This is a genomic window from Leptolyngbya sp. FACHB-321 (genome assembly GCF_014695975.1).
Lineage (GTDB): Bacteria > Cyanobacteriota > Cyanobacteriia > Leptolyngbyales > Leptolyngbyaceae > Stenomitos.
In genome coordinates this window covers 82,336-99,714 of sequence record NZ_JACJPI010000081.1, presented here as the reverse complement: position 1 = coordinate 99,714, position 17,379 = coordinate 82,336, and the positions used below count along the sequence as shown (strand labels likewise).

The following is a 17,379-nucleotide window of genomic DNA, read 5'->3' as shown; positions in this document are numbered from 1 at the left end:
AGCCTTTTGCCTTCTGCCCTCTGCCTTTTGCATTCTGCCCTACCCCCCTTGAATCGTAAGCTGGTAGGTCATAGTCGATTGAGCGCCGTTTGCCTGTTGAAACGAGCCAGAAATGGGAGCCGCGTAGCGTGAAAAGGCGCTGCCAACAAGCGCAATATGTCGATCGGCAACCGCCAGCCCTTGAGTTGGGTCATAGCCGCGCCAGCCACCACCCGGCAAATAAACCTCAGCCCAAGCATGAAGGTGGCGATCGGTGCTGTCAGTATCACCTTCCTGATAGCCACTGACAAAGCGAGCCGCCAGCCCGATCGCCCGACACGCTTCGACAAACAGCACCGCGAAATCACGACAGGAACCCGATCGCGTAGACCAGGTAACGCCCGGGGGCAAAGGATCGCCCATTTCACGAATCATATATTTGCAGCCGCTATGGATACGCTGATTCAGTTCACCCAAAAAACGAATCACGTTACCATCCACTACTTGAACAATGTCCTGTGCCAGTTGCAGCGCGATCGAGTCAACGCTTGTGGCATATTGCATCGGTTGCCCGCTCAGATAGGGCTGTAGCTGTAAGAGTAGCGAGGCTGGATAGTCGATCGGCGATCGCACAGCCCACGGTTCTGACCAATAATCAAAGGGATTCGTGCGATGCGTTTCCACCTGCGACAAAACCTGCACTGCTAGCGCTTCAGTTTCCTCTGGCTGAAACCAAAGTTTGATCAGCGTATTGCCATCCAAATCGGTGAACGCTGATTCTCGCAACGGTGGCGGTGTCACCATTAACGAAAACGATCGCAATGTCTGCCAACTATCGCTCCGAGGACGCAACCGCACCACATGAGGCTGTAAGCGCACTGGCTGGCTGTAGGCATAGTTGGTGGTGTGGCTGATTTGGTAAAGCACGAGTAGTTGTTAGTGGTTGGTTATTTAGTTGTTAGAAGGAGCAAGGGGCAGAGGGAGCAAGGGGAGCGGAGGGAATGGAGAAATTCAAAGCTTCTCCCGGTCCGACGCAAGGAGAACAAAACTCAAAACTTCCCCTGCCTCTCCCTCTCCCCTTATCCGATCGGCTGAAGCGCTATAAACGTTTCAAAAACCTTCTTGCTGACATCATTCATGCGTCGCTGCAAGTCGTCCAGCGTTTCATGCAAGCCAGTATCAATGATGTCCTCGATCGTCAGGTAGTCGAGGTCAGAGCGGAGCCGTCCCAGTGTACGCTCAACGGGTGTACACCAGGTACCGATAGGGGTGCCAGTAATTTGATGCAGCGATCGTTCAGCCTGGAGGATGCAGAACCGTACCGATCGTGGAAAGTCTCGCTCCAGCACCAAAAATTCGGCAATGGAATTCGGTGAAATGCGATGTAGTCCTTGCTTACGGTACATTTCGTAAGCGCTGGCAGATTTTAGCAACGCCATCCATTGCAGTTCGTCCAGCGTGCTACCCACATCTTTAATAGATGGCAGCAGAATAAAATACTTCACGTCTAGAATCCGCGCTGTTTTGTCTGCCCGTTCTAGAAATCTGCCGATTTGTCCAAAGTGCCAGCCTTCGTTGTGAGTCATCGTCGCATTCATCACGCCAATAAACTGATGACTTGACAGCTTCACTTCTTCAAAAAAACGGAGGATGGCAGACAGATCGTGGAGCGATCGCGATCGCGCCACTTCCGTCACCATCAGGTAAAACGAATTCACCTGATGCCACATTTCTGAGGAGATGATTTCTCGTACCGATCGGGCATTCTCCCGCGCCAGCCGCAGACACGAAACAATGGAGTTAGGGTAAGCCGTATCAAACGTGAGAAACTGAATCACATTTTCTGCTGTCGCTTCGCCATAGCGCTCTTTAAACAGCGGTAAATCACCCGTTGTCACAATAATTGGTTCCCACTGCTGCTGTGTACCCGCAGGCGAGTCCAGCAGCAAGTTCAAGTTCACTTCGACAAAACGGGCAACATTCTCTGCCCGTTCTACGTAGCGATTGAGCCAGTAAATTGAATCAGCAACACGACTTAGCATAATGAAGGCATAAGGTAAAAGTAAAAAGGCGAAAGTAAAAGGCAGAGGGCAAAGGGCAGAAGGCAAAAGGTAGGAAGCAAACATTCACTTTTACCTTTTACCGTTTGCCTTTTTACTTACAAACAACCCACGTATCTTTACTGCCGCCGCCCTGGGATGAATTAACCACTAGAGAACCTTTACGGAGAGCAACGCGAGTTAAGCCGCCTGGGCTAACGTAGACTTTCTTGCCGTAGAGAATATAGGGGCGCAAATCAACGTGGCGACCTTCAAACTGATCACCAATCAGCGTGGGCACCCGCGAGAGCGAGAGCGTTGGCTGCGCGATGTAGTTACGCGGTGACGCGGCGATGCGTGCGGCAAAGTCTTCTCGCTCCTGGGCAGTAGCAGTCGGACCAATCAACATACCGTAGCCACCTGACTCATCTGCCGCTTTGACAACTAGCTTGTCTAGATTTGCCAACACGTGCTGCTGCTGCTGCTGCTCCCAACACAGGTACGTTGGCACATTTGCCAAAATCGGCTCTTCGTCTAAGTAGTAACGAATCATTTTTGGCACATAGGAGTAAATCACCTTGTCATCCGCTACACCTGTGCCAAGTGCATTTGCCAGTGCAACTTTACCAGAGCGATAGACATCCATTAGCCCAGGGATGCCCAGTAACGAATCAGAGCGAAACGTTGTGGGATCAATAAAAATGTCGTCAATCCGCCGATATACTACGTCAACGCGCTTTAAGCCTTTAGTCGTTCGCATTTGCAGGTAGCCATCTGCCACGATTAAATCGCGCCCTTCAACCAGCTCTACGCCCATCTGCTGTGCCAAAAAGGAATGCTCAAAATAGGCAGAGTTGTGGATACCAGGCGTTAGCACAACAACGGTTGGATCAGTCAGGTGCGGTGGAGCAAGGTTAAGCAGCGTTTCTAACAGATGGCTGGGATACTCTTCAACGGGCTGAATCGCCATCGTGTTGAAGACAAGGGGAAACGTACTCTTCATCACTCGACGGTTTTCTAGCACGTAAGAGACCCCAGAAGGACAGCGCAGATTGTCTTCTAGAACAAACCACTGCCCACTGCGATCGCGCACCAAATCTGTCCCTGTGATGTGACACCAAATGCCACCCGGCGGTTTCAGCCCGATGCAAGGTTTGAGAAAACCGCTGGCAGAATAAATAATTTCAGACGGGATGACGTTATCCCGCAAAATTTTCTGTTCGCTGTAAATATCTGCCAAAAACAGATTCAGTGTATGAATGCGTTGCTCTAAGCCTTTTTCCAGCGTTGCCCAATCGTCAGCTGAGACAATGCGAGGAATGATATCAAACGGAATAATGCGCTCTGTGCCTTGATCGTCGCTGTAGACGTTGAACGTTACGCCCATTTTAAAGAGGGCGATTTGTGCCGCCTCTTGTCGTCGCTGCACCTCTTCGCGTGAGAGCGAATCAATGCGATTAACTAATGGCATCGCATCTGGACGAGGCTTGCCTTCAGAGGCAAACAGCTCGTCGTAGAAATTCCCTGGGTCGTAGTCGTTAAATTGCACAGCGCTTGATCCAATGCCTATCCCCTCATCAATAGAGGGGCAAGCCACTACAAACAGTAGCCTTTGATACTTTTCCAATCAATGCCACAACTCAAAGGCATTTTAAGCAGCAATTAACCAAAGAGTCATCAGCCTTCAGTCACCAAAGTCGATCGCACACCAGCACATTCACTCTTAACAAAGCACCTGTTGTTAAACAAGATGGTGCTGCCAGCAAAAATAGTGCGTGGGTAAAAGGAAAAACAGTGTGTAGGGCTTCTACCAGAGCGATCGCGCCAATTATAGAAATGGCAGCTTGCTGAAAAAAACGCCACAGCAACAAGCAGATTAAGTTTGTTTTCGGAGATTGATCCTGATGCGTTGACAAAACATCCGTAACAGGTATTAGAAACCAGACACGAACTTAAACTTATGTGCTTTTATCCGACCGCATTGCTGGCAAGCTTATTGCTGGCGTTTCTAGCAGGCGATTTGCAAAACGCTAAGGCGAGCGACAAGCAGTTGCAAGCCTTCAACCAATCTACTTCATCTATGCAGTTGGTGGGTTCGAATACACACCCCTTTCATCGTGGTAGTGGTCGTCTCCAACGACTCTATAAGGCGACCTCTCATGCTTAGAGCCTTACGCCCTACTTGTGCACTACTAGCCCCGGAAGACTATAGCCAGAATGTATAGCGACAGCCCTGGCTATAGCGCTGACTTCGATCAACACGTTTTGTTCTACGTTTTTTGTCTCCGCGCTCGACATTTTCCTAAGCGTCGATCGTAGGCTGTGATCGTTCACGACAGTTTATCTTACCCAGTCAATATTGCTCTTGTGTGATCAGCGTCCTTGCCATGAGCGCCTACTACCCTCATGCTGGAACGTTAAGTGTCCCTGGCTTAATGTGTTGCCTTTAGGCACAGAGCATTGCCGTCGCATTGGTTGCTATCACCAACTAAAAAATGTGCAAAAAAGTGCTCTGAACAGAAACTACTGGTATCGATCGATGCGAGGGTTATTAGCAAACCAGCATCGTTTTTACCCTGATGCAGTCTGGTAAGAGCTGGTTCATTTTGCCGACTAAGGGCGTTTGCAAATCAAAGTGCAACGTCTAGATGTCTTTAGATCACTGGCTTCAACCCGCCTGACAACACAAGTTCGTCTGAAGCGTGGGCTTAGAAGCTTGCTTACAAGGGAACACTAGGATAGTAAGTACTCAGGTGTTTAAAGAGAACGGTTTAATGAGCGCAGTGGCAGAATGTTTAGCTTAAGTGTCATTGCTTTGTATGATGCAGTTATCTCAGCAGACAGCTTGTATCAAACAGGCGATCGCTGCCGCATCAATTTTCCGTAGTGGCTTCATTGGGTTAGTTGTGTTGACATGATTAAAGATCTCGATCTGATCAAACGTCTCGGTCCAAGTGCCATGGATCAGATCATGCTGTATCTGGCGTTTAGTGCCATGCGAACGAGTGGGCATCGGCATGGCGCGTTTTTGGATGCGGCAGCAACGGCAGCAAAATGTGCCATCTACATGACCTATCTGGAGCAAGACCAAAACCTCCGCATGACGGGGCACTTGCATCACATTGAGCCAAAGCGCGTTAAAGCGATCGTCGAAGAAGTGCGGCAAGCGCTGACTGAAGGCAAACTGCTGAAGATGTTGGGTTCTCAAGAACCACGCTACCTGATTCAGCTTCCCTACGTCTGGTTAGAGCAGTATCCTTGGCAAACGGGGCGATCGCGCATTGCTGGCACCAGCCTCACATCTGAAGAAAAGCGCCAAATCGAGCAAAAGCTACCGCCTGGCAGTTTGCCTGATGCCCAGTTAATTAATTCGTTCCAGTTCTTAGACCTTATTGAGTTTCTCCACGGTCGCTCTCAAGAATATGTGTCGGCAGACCAGCAAATGCCCCTTAGCGAAGCACTGGCAGAGCATATCAAGCGGCGACTGCTCTACTCTGGCACCGTAACCCGGCTTGATTCTCCCTGGGGAATGCCTTTTTATGCGTTGACGCGGGCATCCTACTCCCCTGCCGATGAGGAAGAGCGGACCTTTATGATGGTGGAGGATACTGCCCGGTACTTCCGCTTGATGAATGCGTGGGCAAAGCGCCAAGCTAAAACGATGCGAGTGCTTGAAGAATTGGATATACCAACCGATCGCACCGAAGAAGCGCTAGACGAGCTGGATAAAGTCATCCGCCAGTGGGCAGATAAGTATCATCAGGTCGGCGGCGAACCGTTTGTGGTGCAAATGGCGCTCGGTCTGAGAGAAGAGGAGGAATTGGGGAGTCGGGAGTAGGGAGTGGGGAGCAGGTGCGGCAGGGGAAGCAGGATTCTTTAGCCTTCAGCCCTCAGCCTTTGGACTTCTCAACCTCACCCCAATGCCCGGTTGCTCCTGCGGCAGCACTCGCCCATTTTGGAAGCTGGCACCGATAAAGGGATCGTCAAGCAGATTCAAGTGGCTGTCCAGATCTAGATGGTCAGCTAGGGGCGAAAGCTGAGCGATCGCCGTGTTCAGTAATGCACTGTCGGAGTAGCAGCCAAACATAATCTTTAACCCACAAGCGCGAGCAGTATGGATTATGCGCCACGCCTCTGTTAAACCACCGGATTTCATGAGTTTGATGTTGATGCCATGCACGCGATCGGCTAACGGTGGAATGTCATAGCTACTAAAACAGCTTTCATCGACAAAAATTGGTAAGGGCGATTCGTGGTAAAGCGTGGGCAAATCACCTTCCTGCCCCTTTGGTAGGGGCTGCTCAATGTAGGTAATGCCGCGATCGGCTAACCAAGAGGACATTTGCAACGCTTGCTCTAGCTTCCAGCCGCCATTTGCATCAACGCTCATTTTGGTAATGTGGGGCGCAGCATTTTGGACGGCTAACACCATTGCCTGGTCTGCCTCCAACCCGGCAGGACTGCCTAGTTTGAGTTTCAGCGTCTGAAGGGTAGGCACATGTCCCAGCCAATCTTTGACGCGCTGTTGGGCAAGATCAGGTGGGTTGATGCCAATCGTGATTGAGGTCGGCACGATGCGATCGCGCTCCAAGCCCCACAGTTGCCATAGCGGCAGGTTTGCTTGCTTACCCGCCCAATCATGCAAGGCTATGTCTAAAGCTGCTCGCGCTCCAGAGGGCAAACGTGCCTCAAGCATGAGCCGTTCAACGCGCTGCCGTTCCAGGGGGCTGAGCGCTTTCAACAGTGGCGCAATTTTTTGCAATGATCGCGCGATCGCCTCAGTAGTTTGTGGCTGCTCACCGATCGAAAAGGGCGATGCTTCTCCCCACCCTTCAATGCCATCATGCTCAATCACGACCCAAACGTTTGTTGTCTGTGCTGTCGTGCCACGGCTGATAGTAAGAGCAAAGCGTTTATGGACAGTAAAAAGCTGAACGCGGAGTTGCATGGGGGAATCAGGGCTTTGTGGAACTTTAAGGATTCAATTCAATTCAATTTAAACAGTATTTAAAGAGTGAAATCGTTCTTAGAACGGTAGCAAGGTGCTTATGCTAACCAATTTCACACGATCGCTGGCTGACCGATCGCGGCGGTTATCTCGTCAGTGGTTGACTGTACTCTTAGCCAGCGTGCTGGCGCTTTTGTTTTATGGGGTTGTTGCACCTGTGCTGTCACGCGCAGAGTCCTCGCAGGCAAAAGTATTCGAGCAAATTTGGCAAACAGTCAACGACAATTTTTACGATCCAAAGTTTAATGGCGTTAACTGGCAGGCAATGCGGCAGAAGTATGCGCCCCAAGCAACGCAGGCACGATCGCCCGAAGCCTTAGCAGTGGTGGTTAACCAAATGCTTGGCGAGCTAAACGTCTCTCATACGCGCTATTACACGTCGGCAGAGCCAGAGTATTACCAGCTTGCAGGCATTTTTTGGCAGCGAGGTATACAGCGGCAACTCAAGCCTTTTCTACCCAACGGCAAACTAGAGTACGTGGGCATTGGTGCCTATACTCGTGACGTTGACGGCAAGACCTTTATTCGTGCGGTGTTAGATGGTTCGCCTGCTGCCCGTGCTGAACTAAAGGTTGGGGATCAACTCCTGTCTGTGGATAGCAAACCCTTCCAGCCAATCCAGTCTTTTGCTGAAAGCGCCGATCGCCCCGTCAAAATCCAAATCCAGCGCACTCCAAATGCAGCACCTCAAACGATCGCCGTTACACCCAAGCGCCTTGACCCCACAACCATGTTTCTCGAAGCGATGAAGTCAAGCGTCGAAGTCATTGAGCGCGGCGGTAAAAAAATTGGCTATATCCACATTTGGTCTTACGCTAATGACCTTTACCAACGACAGCTTGAGCAAGAATTGAGCGATCGTCTGAGCCAAGTCGATGGACTCGTTTGGGATCTGCGGGATGGCTGGGGTGGCGCTGACCCAAGCTATTTGAATCCGTTTACGGCACCCGCGCTCAACATAACGTTTACCAATCGCAACGGCACCAAAGGTCGCTTTGACCTGCCGTGGAAGAAGCCAGTCGTGATGCTAGTTAACCAGGGATCACGCAGCGGCAAAGAAATTCTTGCCTACGGCTTTCGACAGTTTCGAGTCGGCAAAATTGTGGGCAGCAAAACGGCTGGAGCCTTGCTAGCCGGACGCGCCTACATTATGCGGGATGGCAGCCTGCTCTACCTTGCGGTTGCCGACGTGTCAGTCAATGGAGAGCGGCTTGAAGGCAAAGGCGTTGCCCCTGATATTGATGTACCGTTCACCGTCCCCTACGCACAGGGAAGTGATCCTCAGAAGGACAGGGCGATCGCGACAGTGCTAGAGGCGATCGCGAGTCCTGGTCAGTCCTGAAGGCTGAAGCGTTGGAGGCAAGGGGATGAAGTTTTTTCTGACTCCCCTGCGACCCCTGCTTCCCTTGCTACCTCTCCTTCCCCTGCTCCTGATTTTCACGAATTGTCCGCGATCGCCCTTACAGCGTTTGTAGAAAAACAATATTAGTTACTAGCATCGCTAGCTAAGTTCCACGTCATCAGTTGCTTTCGTAAAACAGATTGAGATGAAGAAACAAGTACTTGCTTTCGGGCTTGGTATCGGGTTCGCGTTAATGGGATCGACCGCTGAGGCTGTTCAACCTGCGCCGATTGATGGCAATGCTAAAGTGCAATGGTCTAAAGTCATCAGCGATCCCTTTGATGGTGTGGTTGTTTATGACAAAAACTTTAGCCCCTCTGACCACGGCTTTGTCTTTGTCACAAGCTGGTCAAAAGGTAGTATTCGCGCTACTTATACCTGGTACGAGTCAGACCTCGTTGGCTATAAAACTGTTTGGCGCACTCGTTGGGTTGAAAAGAAGGGTAAAAAAGTTGAAGAAAGTTACTCTCAGCAGGAGCCAATCTACCATTACACCCGCTTCGACGAGACACCCAAGGCAATTTTGTTCGCCGTTAATGGTCAGCTTTATACCTATGAGGATGGAGCAGTGGAGCCTGAATTAGCAACCGCTCTTGCCAGCGCTCCGCCAGGAAATATGCGAATCCGGTTGGTGTGGGAGAACGGCAAAACAAAAGATATCGAAGTGGGTAAAGGCACTGTCGAAGCGTGGAAAGTTGTATTTAGAGAGAAGACTTGAATGTGTCGCCCACCGCAAAGACGTTATATAGATAATTAGAATTTACGCATAAAGTATTTAGATCCCCGACTTATGGTTAAAGCTCAACTGTAAGCCTTAGCCTACTGTAGGAGCCGGGGATCTTGGCGTAATCCTAATAATGTCTTTCTGGAACGACAACTGCTAACGCGATCGTTCAAAGTCATAGAGCTTTCCTCGTCGTTGATTGTCACTAAAACGTCAGGAAAGTGTCAGCATAGTTGGTAAAGCAGAATCGGCAGAGCGATCGCCTACAGACAAATTTGTTCAGAAGTAGCGCTTGTGCACGAGACCTTTGAGCCGATCGCTCTCAAAGTCGTTGCAGAGTTACAGGCTGCTCGCATAGAGATCTCAGTTACGCCTTTACATTCATGGTCTTTCCCATTCACAGTTTGAGAGGCAATCATGACAACGCTGCTCATTCAAACAGAAAACAGTCCATTAACAGTGAATTTGCCTGCGATCGCCCCCATGACTACTGCGCAGTTCTACGAATTCTGTTTAGCCAATCGCGATCTACGCATTGAACGCACTGCCAGCGGAGATGTAATCATTATGCCGCCTGCTTTTGCCGATACAGGGAACCGAAACTTCAACATTGCTGCCCAACTTTGGAACTGGACAGAGCAAGATGGAACAGGTATCGGCTTCGACTCCAGTGCAGGCTTTACTCTGCCGAATGGTGCAACTCGCTCTCCTGATGCTTCCTGGATTAAGCTAGAGCGCTGGCAGACCTTAACGGAAGCACAAAAAGCATCCTTTGCACCGATCTGCCCTGATTTTGTGATTGAGCTACGTTCTTCTAGCGACACGCTGACCAGCTTGCAAGACAAGATGAAGGAATACATTGCGAATGGAACTGTGCTGGGGTTTTTAATCGATCGCAAAAACCAAGCGGTGCATCTTTATCGTCCTCAGCAGAAACCGACCATCTTACATAACCCTGAGACTGTGAATGGTGATCCAGAGTTACCAGGGTTTGTTTTACAAATGGCGAAGATCTGGTAAGCAGCGAATTTTCAGGGATCATCTGTAATATCCCTGAGCCAACGTTTCTACTTGCTACACTTCTTCAGATTGATTACCTAATCATTGCTTACAGACAGTTGGAGAGTTCAATTAAATTGCCATCTGGATCGCGGAAGTAAATAGAGCGAAGAGAGCCGATCGCGCCTGTCCGTTCTACCGCGTCTCCCAGTAACTCAACAGCACAGAAATGAAGATGTGCGATCGCATCTTCCAGTAGCACCGTTGTTATAAAACAGAGATCCGCTGAGCCTGGTGAAGGCTGGAGTGCTTTGGGTTCAAACTCGTTGCCTGCTTCGTGCAGATTGATCTTTTGCTGACCAAAGCGTAACGCTTTGCGATCCTTTCCAAACGTAATCACTTCTAACCCTAGAGTGCAGGTATAGAAGTCGCAAGTTGCCTGAATGCTGCGAACGGTGAGAACCAGATGATCCAGGCGATCGATGTGCATGGTTGTCTGCTAGTCCCAGTTCCACATCAGCGGGCTGTCGTCTAATGAATCAGTGACGGTACGCCCAATCTGGTCAATTTCGGCAATATCTGCGTCAGTAAGCTTGATTTCGCCTGCTTTGGCATTGTCAATCGCTTGTTCGGCATTGCGGACACCCACGATCGCGTTTGCCTGAGGTTGGGCGATCAGCCACGCTAATGCTAGATTGCCAAGGCTGGTTTGGTAGCGATCAGCGATCGGGCGTAGTTTTTCTAAAGCAGTCTGGGCACGTTGATAGGTCTCGCCTTGGAATAGCTTGTTCTTCGCGCGGTTGTCTTCTGGCGGAAAGCGGTGATCAGGTCCAAATTTGCCTGTCAGAAGTCCTTGTGCCAACGATGAATAAGCGATGATGGAAATCTTCTGTTCTACACAATAGGGCACGGCATCTTTTTCCACATAGCGCCAAAATAACGAGTAGGGTGGTTGCAGGCTATCAATGCGCCCGTACTGAGCCGCTTCTTCTAGCTGTTTCTGGGAGAAGTTAGACACACCGATCGCCCGGATTTTGCCCTGTTGCTTCAAATCAGTAAGCGCCCGCATCGTTTCTTCGATCGGCACTACTTCACTCTTAAATGCACCAGAGGGCCAGTGGATCTGATACAGATCGAGGCGATCGGTCTTCAAATTTTGGAGCGAAGCCTCACAAGCGGCAATCACCTGATCGTACTTAAGGTGATTGGAAAATACCTTCGTGGCGTAGACAACCTGATCCCGCACGTTCGAGAGCGCTTCGGCAACAACCCGCTCAGAATGTCCTTTTCCATAAACCTCAGCCGTATCAACGGTTGTGATCCCAGCATCAAACGCAGCTCGTATGGCTTTGATGGTTTCGGCATCTTCAACACCAACCCATTGGCTTTTACCGGCTTGCCAGGTGCCCGTAATGATGGGTGTGATATGGATGCCTGATGTACCAAGTTCTCGCGTTTCCATCTCTGTCGCTAGGCTAGGGTTCACGCTTACTGTAACGCTGGCTATGAGTGCCGTGCATCGTTCGAGAGGTTTAGCTATCAGCAGTCAACAGTCAGCAGTCAGCAGTCAGCCTATGATTTAGTGAATCCTAATAGCTGATAGCTCTTAAATTGGTTCTCCATAGCCCTCACAAATTCAACGGTCAGCAGTCAGCTGGTTATTTAGTGAACCTTGAAGGCTGATAGCTGATAGCTATCCATTAGTTCTTCATCGCCCTTACAAATTCAACGCTAACTGAAGCTGTGACCGAGAGCGGTTTTCGGGTAGCGGTACAGGGCTGGCACTCACTGCTGAACAGTAACGGGCAAAGGTACAACGATCGCACTGCCGTCCGGTTTTTGGCTCCCAGCCGCGATCATAGCGTAGCCGCACTGCCAGATTGCTAATCATTGATTCCACCTGCTGCCGATGCTCTGCTGTTGCTTCAAAGCGAATTTTTTCGCCCGTACGTAAAAAGATGAGGCTGAGGTATTTCAGGCTTTGCTGATAGGTTTGCTCTAGTGCCAGGTAGTACAGACCAATTTGAACATCAATCTCTGTTGCGTCTGGCAGCTTCACCTCACGGCTCGATTTGTAGTCGATCAGCTCCAAGCCATCTGAGAGAAAGTCGAGGCGATCGTACCGTCCCGTGATCAAAAACTCCAAATTTTCGACTTGCAAAAAGCCTTGAATCCGCCCTTCTACCGCCAGCGGCTGCCTCAGTGCAACTTCGCTGGCGATAAAACGGTGGTAATAATTTTCTAGGATTTCAAATCCTTCCATAGCCTGGCTAGCGCTCAGTTCTGTCGAATGCTGCCGCCAGCAATGATGCACCCAGCGTAAATCTGGTATTGGCTGTTCGTAGTGCCAGTCTCGGTGGCATTGGGCAAGCGCCTGGTGAAGCGCAATACCCAATGAGGCTGACCCAAAAAACTCGTTGGTCGTTAGCTTTCGCTCATAGCGGAGGTAGTAGGCGTAGGGGCAGCGGTTGTACGCCTGAAGCTTCGTCGCTGAAATTTGGTAAGCCATACTGCTCGCTTTGAATGAAAGGCACTGGGAATGGAATTGCCAGCTAGTTTTCTGCATTCACCGTTTAGTCAAGGTTGACCACCGGCTACTAGTTACTAACCGCTAACGGCTGCTAGCTAATTGTTTTGCCCGATCGGACGTTTGAACAAGGCATCCAGGTAAATGCGCGAAGCCTGACGTTGGTTTTGCTTTTCTGGGAAAGCATCGGGGCTACGGTTTTGCAGTAGAAATAGCGATAGGGCAGCAGTAAACACCCGATCCTGATCCCAGTCAGGACGGACTTCTAGGTAATGCTTGAGGGAATCGTGTAGTACTTCAGGGACTTCGACTAACAGGCTAACGGTGCTATTCATAGAAATTTTGGTTCTCCCTAATCTGGGCAGGGTGAATGGGTGGAATACCTGGCGTTGCTGGATCTGAGATGAAGTCATCTAATCTGCCCTGCCCTTCTCCCACTCCTTTTGGGAAAGGGAGAAGGGTCAGGAATGAGCACAATTCATCTCGCTATGAAGCAACGCGAATACTTGACGGATGGTGTGTTAAGCAGCCAAACGCAGCGCAAAGCTGACCTTACCAGGAGACGCGCCCATCTCTGAAGTTAGACAGGATGGACGTTTGCCAGCAATCGGTCGGTGCGCTTTCAAGCCAGTCGTCACATTGTGCGGTCGGGTTCCCTGTCTTGTCAATGCTGCGAAATGTTACATACGACTTTAGACGATCAAAAGATTCACGAGGCAATCATGGTTTGAGGCACTTTTTTGTTACATAACTTCATGAAGCTTGGGCGATTTTCGCGCCTTGAACCCGATCGTCCCCAATTGGTCGATCGCGGCGGCAAAGACCGATGCCTTCGTGCAGCCTGTGGAAAACTTTCGCAATCTTGTGGATAAGCTGTGGATTTCGTGGGGAAAAGCGCTCAACAACTTGTGGAAACACTGTGGATTTCGTGGGGAAAAATAAAGGCAATGATAAGAATTGCAAAAGGTGCAAAAGTCACAACTTGTTAGCTTTTTAGCGAGCGCTGTACAAGCTGCTAACACAAAAGCGCCGAGAATGCTAAGGAAATTCCCTGCAAACTCTGCGCCTCTGCTAGACGATACTTTTTGCGATCGTCTCCCTGCCTGTAGACAAAAGTCGCACTAATCCTCCCTAGCCCGCTTTCAAAAAGGAAACCAAACTACAACGTTTAAGTTTCTTTATTTAAGGGAACTAAGGAGGGGCACTTTACAACTTGCGGCTCCCTGAGAGATCTATGTACACTGCCCCTGGTTAGGGAAAGGTTTAACCTCACTTCTTAGGGTGAGATTTGAAGTACGTCTTATAAAGTTCGTGAGCGATCGGCACTGCTGACACAGCCCCAAAACCGCCATTCTCGACTACAACTGCCACTGCGATGCGGGGGTTACCTACAGGACCAAAGCCAACATAGAGGGCATGATCCGGTTGCCCCAACACTTCGGATGTTCCTGTCTTGCCGCCAGTCGGAGGAATCGAGCCATCGCTAAGCTGTTTAGCTGTCCCCTTTTGTACAACGGCGTTCAGACCTGCTTTAATAATGGCGATCGTGCCTGGGTCTAACCCAGTTGCTTCAGGTTTCAGTTGGGGATCAGCCGTTTGAGCTTTCAGTAAATGCGGCTTGACACGCTTGCCATCGTTCACGATCGCCGCTGTCATCACTGCCATTTCTAACGGTGTGACCTGCACTAACCCTTGACCGATCGCCATACTTACGGTGTCGCCACCATACCAGGGTTCTTTGTATAACGTCTCCTTCTCCGCTGGTGTTGGTACTAAGCCCCGGCTTCCACCATCCAAGCCCATCGTGTCTGTAGTGCCAATCCCCAACCGTTTTGCCCATTTAGAAATTTGTTCGGGTCCCGCTGCCAACCCCACCTGATAGAAGAACGTATTGCTGCTGTAAGCAAAAGCATCCCGAAAGCCAATCACCCCATAGCCAGCGCCATGCTCGTGAAACAAGTGCCCACCCAAGTTGAGTGCAGCAAAGGTTGCCAGCGTTGAATCGGGCGAAAACTTGCCAGACTGAATACCAGCGGCTGCCGTTACCACTTTAAAGGTGCTACCAGGTGGATAGCCTTGCAAAGCACGATTCAAAAAGGGCTGGCTGCTGCTCTGTAGCTCTTTCCATTCGGCTGGAGAAATGCGGCGTGTGAACAAATTAGGATCAAACGTAGGACCACTTGCCAGCGCGAGTACTTCACCTGTGTGCACATCTAGTGCCACGACAGCGCCTCGACGCTTTGCCAGCGCTTTTTCTGCCGTTTTTTGCAACTCCAAATCGAGGGTTAGCTGCATCGGCGAACCAGCCTGCGACGGCTTCATGCCCAGCGATTTAACGATTTGTCCAGCGGCATCGACTTCCAGCAGTTGTCCGCCCCACACTCCTTGAAGTGAGTTGTTGGCAATGCGCTCAACGCCCATCTGCCCTACCAGCATCCCCATGTGGTACTCAGGATGCTGCTTGAGATCATCAATCGTTGCCTCACTGATATAGCCCAGGATGTGCGAGGCTAGACTGCCATGGGGGTAGTGGCGGTTTGACTCACTGCGAATCTCTAACCCCGGAAACTGATTATGGGTCTCTGCTAAAGCAACAAAGGCAGACGGTGTCAAATCACGGCTCACGCGCACTGGTGCGGGAGAGTTATACCCACCCTGTTCTAGCTTGGCAAGAATCTCTTCAGGCGGCATGTTAAGAATGCGACCTAGTTTTGTTGCGGTGTCTGCCCACTGCGCCTTAGATTGTTCTCTAGGCGAAAGATAGACCGATCGCGCCAGCCGATTGGATGCCAGCAGTTTGCCATTGCGATCGAGAATATTGCCTCGATCGGACGGCGAAGGCACTAGTGCAATCCGGTTTTTATCAACAAGATGTCGGTGATACTCACCCTGAACAAGCTGAAGCTGAATCAATCGCAACAGGCAAGTGCTGATCAACCCCGTTACAATCAACAGAAAAATCACCGCGTGCTGCGATCGCTGTGTCAGTCCAACGTGGATACGGCGGTTTTTAGAAGCAAGGGAAAGACCATTAGCCATGACTAAGAACGTCCAACGATAGAAGCATACCGGCTATAACTTTCAAGGCAATTGGGCAAAATTTTACAGTGAAAACTAAATCTATTACTAGCCGTAGCAAGCAACTGTCTGTCTAATACTCTTGCTTCTCTTATGCCTTCAATATATCCGCAAAGTTTATACAAACATTGCATAAGTTTCTCTCTCTAGCAGCGCTCTATCTGACCAAGCCCTGTAGCATTCGTCGTTAGCGCTTAACGAAACTCACTATATTTGGTGCAGCCAATTTTTTAGCGCTTAGATTAAAGTTAGCTGGCACTTAGATTAAAGTTAACTGGCACCAAAGCGAATTCGCAGTAACGATAAATCATCGTCTAACGCCGCTTGATTATTAAGTGTATGGATACGGTTCAGAATATGATCTAAGCCGTGCGCTTCAATTGCAGCGCGATCGTCAACTAATAAAGAAGCAAAAGCATCAAAACCCCAAAGCTCATTGCCCTGAAAGAACTCATAAAGACCATCGCTGAAGACATAGAGAACGCTGGCTTCGTCAATATCGCAACGCTGATCAGTAAAACGTGTATCAGAAAAGAGACCAATCGGCATACCAGTCGTCTTTAAGTGCGTGACTTGAATGCCTTGATCAGTGCTGTCGTGCAGCAAGATAGCGGGCGGATGTCCGGCGCTTGAATAAACCAGTTGCTGCTTCGTCTGATTGTAAACACCGTACCAAATTGTAAAGTATTTGGCATTCTGACTATCCATTTGAAAGGCTTCGTTAAGAGCCGTCAAAACATGGCTGGGTTGATAGAAGTTTACGTCACCCATTGACTGCGCTCGCAGCATATTTAGGACTGAGACGGATGGCAAGGCTGCACCTAAACCATGCCCAGAAACATCCAAAAGATAAATCGCTAAGTACTCAGGATCAAGCCAGTAATAGTCGAAGCAATCGCCACCTAGATGCTGTGATGGTACAAACCGTGAGTCAATCACAATGCTGCCCTCTAAAGGCGCTGGCAACAGCGATCGCACATACTCTGCCGCTTCGCTAAAAGCAGCTTCCAACAGATTTTTCTGAGTCTGCAAGTCTTGATTTGCTTGCTGCAAACGCAAGCCTGCCCGCACTCGTGCCTTCAGTTCGTTGAGATCAACTGGCTTAGCTAAAAAGTCATCCGCACCATTATCTAACCCATGTACACGGTCTTCGATCGCACCGCGAGACGTTAACAAAATAAAGAAAATGTTGGCTAAATCAGAATCAGTTTTAAGCTGACGACACACTTCTAAGCCATCGATCAACGGCATTAGCCAATCGCAAATAATAAGCGATGGACGAAGTTCTCGTGCTTGTCTAATACCCTCTAGCCCATTGTTGGCAACAGCAACGTTATGTCCCTGATCTTTAAGTATTTTTTTCAGAATAACCTGAGTAGTTGGATCGTCATCAATAACTAAGATTTGAGCCATAAAAAGAAAGTTAGTTTAAAGGTTTGGAGTTATCTTTTATAGCAATAGTCGGATCAGTTTTCCCAATCCTCCTAACTACCATAGCGATCACTTTAATTAAAATGACTAAAGTAAAAGCAGCAGCTTTAGGTGTCAGTCTTTAGGTGTCAGTAAGTAGCTGGGCGTTATTTACAAGCTGCATTTCGACTTCGCGTTCGACGTTTCCACGAA

General features: G+C 49.6%; 17 protein-coding genes. 6 read left to right on the top strand and 11 right to left on the bottom strand.

All coding sequences use genetic code 11. From position 1 onward, the window contains the following. Nucleotides 1-39: 39 nt before the first annotated feature. The 4 genes from H6F76_RS23855 to H6F76_RS23840 all read right to left on the bottom strand — a co-directional run bounded on the left by H6F76_RS23855 (nucleotide 40) and on the right by H6F76_RS23840 (nucleotide 3,886). The gene (locus H6F76_RS23855; protein WP_190512020.1) at nucleotides 40-906 is read right to left on the bottom strand and encodes a transglutaminase family protein; all 867 of its coding nucleotides are present in this window, start codon (nucleotides 904-906) and stop codon (nucleotides 40-42) included. Between the two features lie 152 nt (nucleotides 907-1,058). Continuing rightward, nucleotides 1,059-2,021 carry an alpha-E domain-containing protein gene (locus H6F76_RS23850; protein WP_190512018.1) on the bottom strand — a complete coding sequence of 321 codons (963 nt, stop codon included), beginning with the start codon at nucleotides 2,019-2,021 and terminating at the stop codon, nucleotides 1,059-1,061. A gap of 112 nt (nucleotides 2,022-2,133) precedes the next feature. Further along, nucleotides 2,134-3,567: a circularly permuted type 2 ATP-grasp protein gene (locus tag H6F76_RS23845; RefSeq protein WP_190512016.1), complete on the bottom strand. Its 1,434-nt coding sequence runs from the start codon at nucleotides 3,565-3,567 to the stop codon at nucleotides 2,134-2,136. Nucleotides 3,568-3,706: 139 nt separating this feature from the next. Continuing rightward, complete coding sequence (locus H6F76_RS23840) at nucleotides 3,707-3,886, bottom strand: hypothetical protein (RefSeq protein ID WP_190512013.1); 180 nt, start codon at nucleotides 3,884-3,886, stop codon at nucleotides 3,707-3,709. Nucleotides 3,887-3,978: 92 nt separating this feature from the next. On the opposite strand from H6F76_RS23840, the gene H6F76_RS23835 reads away from it, so the two are divergent. Both H6F76_RS23835 and hetR read left to right on the top strand, forming a co-directional pair. Next, on the top strand, nucleotides 3,979-4,185 hold the full coding sequence (locus tag H6F76_RS23835; RefSeq protein WP_190512011.1) for a hypothetical protein: 207 nt from the start codon (nucleotides 3,979-3,981) through the stop codon (nucleotides 4,183-4,185). 747 nt (nucleotides 4,186-4,932) lie between these two features. Next, nucleotides 4,933-5,856, top strand: a complete 924-nt coding sequence (gene hetR / locus H6F76_RS23830; RefSeq protein ID WP_190512009.1) for a heterocyst differentiation master regulator HetR — start codon at nucleotides 4,933-4,935, stop codon at nucleotides 5,854-5,856. A 45-nt stretch (nucleotides 5,857-5,901) separates the two neighbouring features. Here hetR and H6F76_RS23825 read toward each other — a convergent pair whose 3' ends face one another. After that, the gene (locus H6F76_RS23825) at nucleotides 5,902-6,966 is read right to left on the bottom strand and encodes a dipeptide epimerase (protein WP_190512007.1); all 1,065 of its coding nucleotides are present in this window, start codon (nucleotides 6,964-6,966) and stop codon (nucleotides 5,902-5,904) included. A gap of 100 nt (nucleotides 6,967-7,066) precedes the next feature. On the opposite strand from H6F76_RS23825, the gene H6F76_RS23820 reads away from it, so the two are divergent. From H6F76_RS23820 to H6F76_RS23810, 3 genes are all read left to right on the top strand, one after another. Continuing rightward, nucleotides 7,067-8,368, top strand: a complete 1,302-nt coding sequence (locus tag H6F76_RS23820; protein ID WP_190512005.1) for a S41 family peptidase — start codon at nucleotides 7,067-7,069, stop codon at nucleotides 8,366-8,368. A gap of 205 nt (nucleotides 8,369-8,573) precedes the next feature. After that, a complete protein-coding gene (locus H6F76_RS23815) occupies nucleotides 8,574-9,146 on the top strand; it encodes a hypothetical protein (RefSeq protein ID WP_190512003.1) in 573 nt (190 codons plus the stop codon). Nucleotides 9,147-9,569: 423 nt separating this feature from the next. After that, on the top strand, nucleotides 9,570-10,172 hold the full coding sequence (locus H6F76_RS23810) for a Uma2 family endonuclease (RefSeq protein ID WP_190512001.1): 603 nt from the start codon (nucleotides 9,570-9,572) through the stop codon (nucleotides 10,170-10,172). 88 nt (nucleotides 10,173-10,260) lie between these two features. Here the strand turns inward: H6F76_RS23810 and H6F76_RS23805 are convergent, their stop codons facing one another. From H6F76_RS23805 to H6F76_RS23790, 4 genes are all read right to left on the bottom strand, one after another. Then, entirely contained in the window at nucleotides 10,261-10,641 is a 381-nt protein-coding gene (locus tag H6F76_RS23805) for a VOC family protein (protein ID WP_190511999.1), read from the bottom strand. A 9-nt stretch (nucleotides 10,642-10,650) separates the two neighbouring features. Beyond that, nucleotides 10,651-11,613, bottom strand: coding sequence for an aldo/keto reductase (locus H6F76_RS23800; RefSeq protein ID WP_190511997.1), 963 nt, complete (start codon nucleotides 11,611-11,613; stop codon nucleotides 10,651-10,653). Between the two features lie 255 nt (nucleotides 11,614-11,868). Continuing rightward, a complete protein-coding gene (locus H6F76_RS23795) occupies nucleotides 11,869-12,660 on the bottom strand; it encodes a PD-(D/E)XK nuclease family protein (RefSeq protein WP_190454103.1) in 792 nt (263 codons plus the stop codon). Between the two features lie 116 nt (nucleotides 12,661-12,776). Further along, the gene (locus H6F76_RS23790) at nucleotides 12,777-13,013 is read right to left on the bottom strand and encodes a DUF2811 domain-containing protein (RefSeq protein ID WP_190454107.1); all 237 of its coding nucleotides are present in this window, start codon (nucleotides 13,011-13,013) and stop codon (nucleotides 12,777-12,779) included. A 427-nt stretch (nucleotides 13,014-13,440) separates the two neighbouring features. Between H6F76_RS23790 and H6F76_RS23785 the strand changes: the two genes are divergently transcribed. Then, nucleotides 13,441-13,620 (top strand): hypothetical protein, encoded by a 180-nt coding sequence (locus H6F76_RS23785; RefSeq protein ID WP_190511995.1) that lies wholly within the window; start codon nucleotides 13,441-13,443, stop codon nucleotides 13,618-13,620. A gap of 327 nt (nucleotides 13,621-13,947) precedes the next feature. On the opposite strand, the gene mrdA is transcribed toward H6F76_RS23785, so the two are convergent. Together mrdA and H6F76_RS23775 are read right to left on the bottom strand one after the other, a co-directional pair. Next, nucleotides 13,948-15,717: a penicillin-binding protein 2 gene (gene mrdA, locus H6F76_RS23780; RefSeq protein ID WP_190454113.1), complete on the bottom strand. Its 1,770-nt coding sequence runs from the start codon at nucleotides 15,715-15,717 to the stop codon at nucleotides 13,948-13,950. A 309-nt stretch (nucleotides 15,718-16,026) separates the two neighbouring features. Continuing rightward, complete coding sequence (locus H6F76_RS23775; protein WP_190511993.1) at nucleotides 16,027-17,169, bottom strand: SpoIIE family protein phosphatase; 1,143 nt, start codon at nucleotides 17,167-17,169, stop codon at nucleotides 16,027-16,029. Nucleotides 17,170-17,379 lie beyond the last annotated feature (210 nt).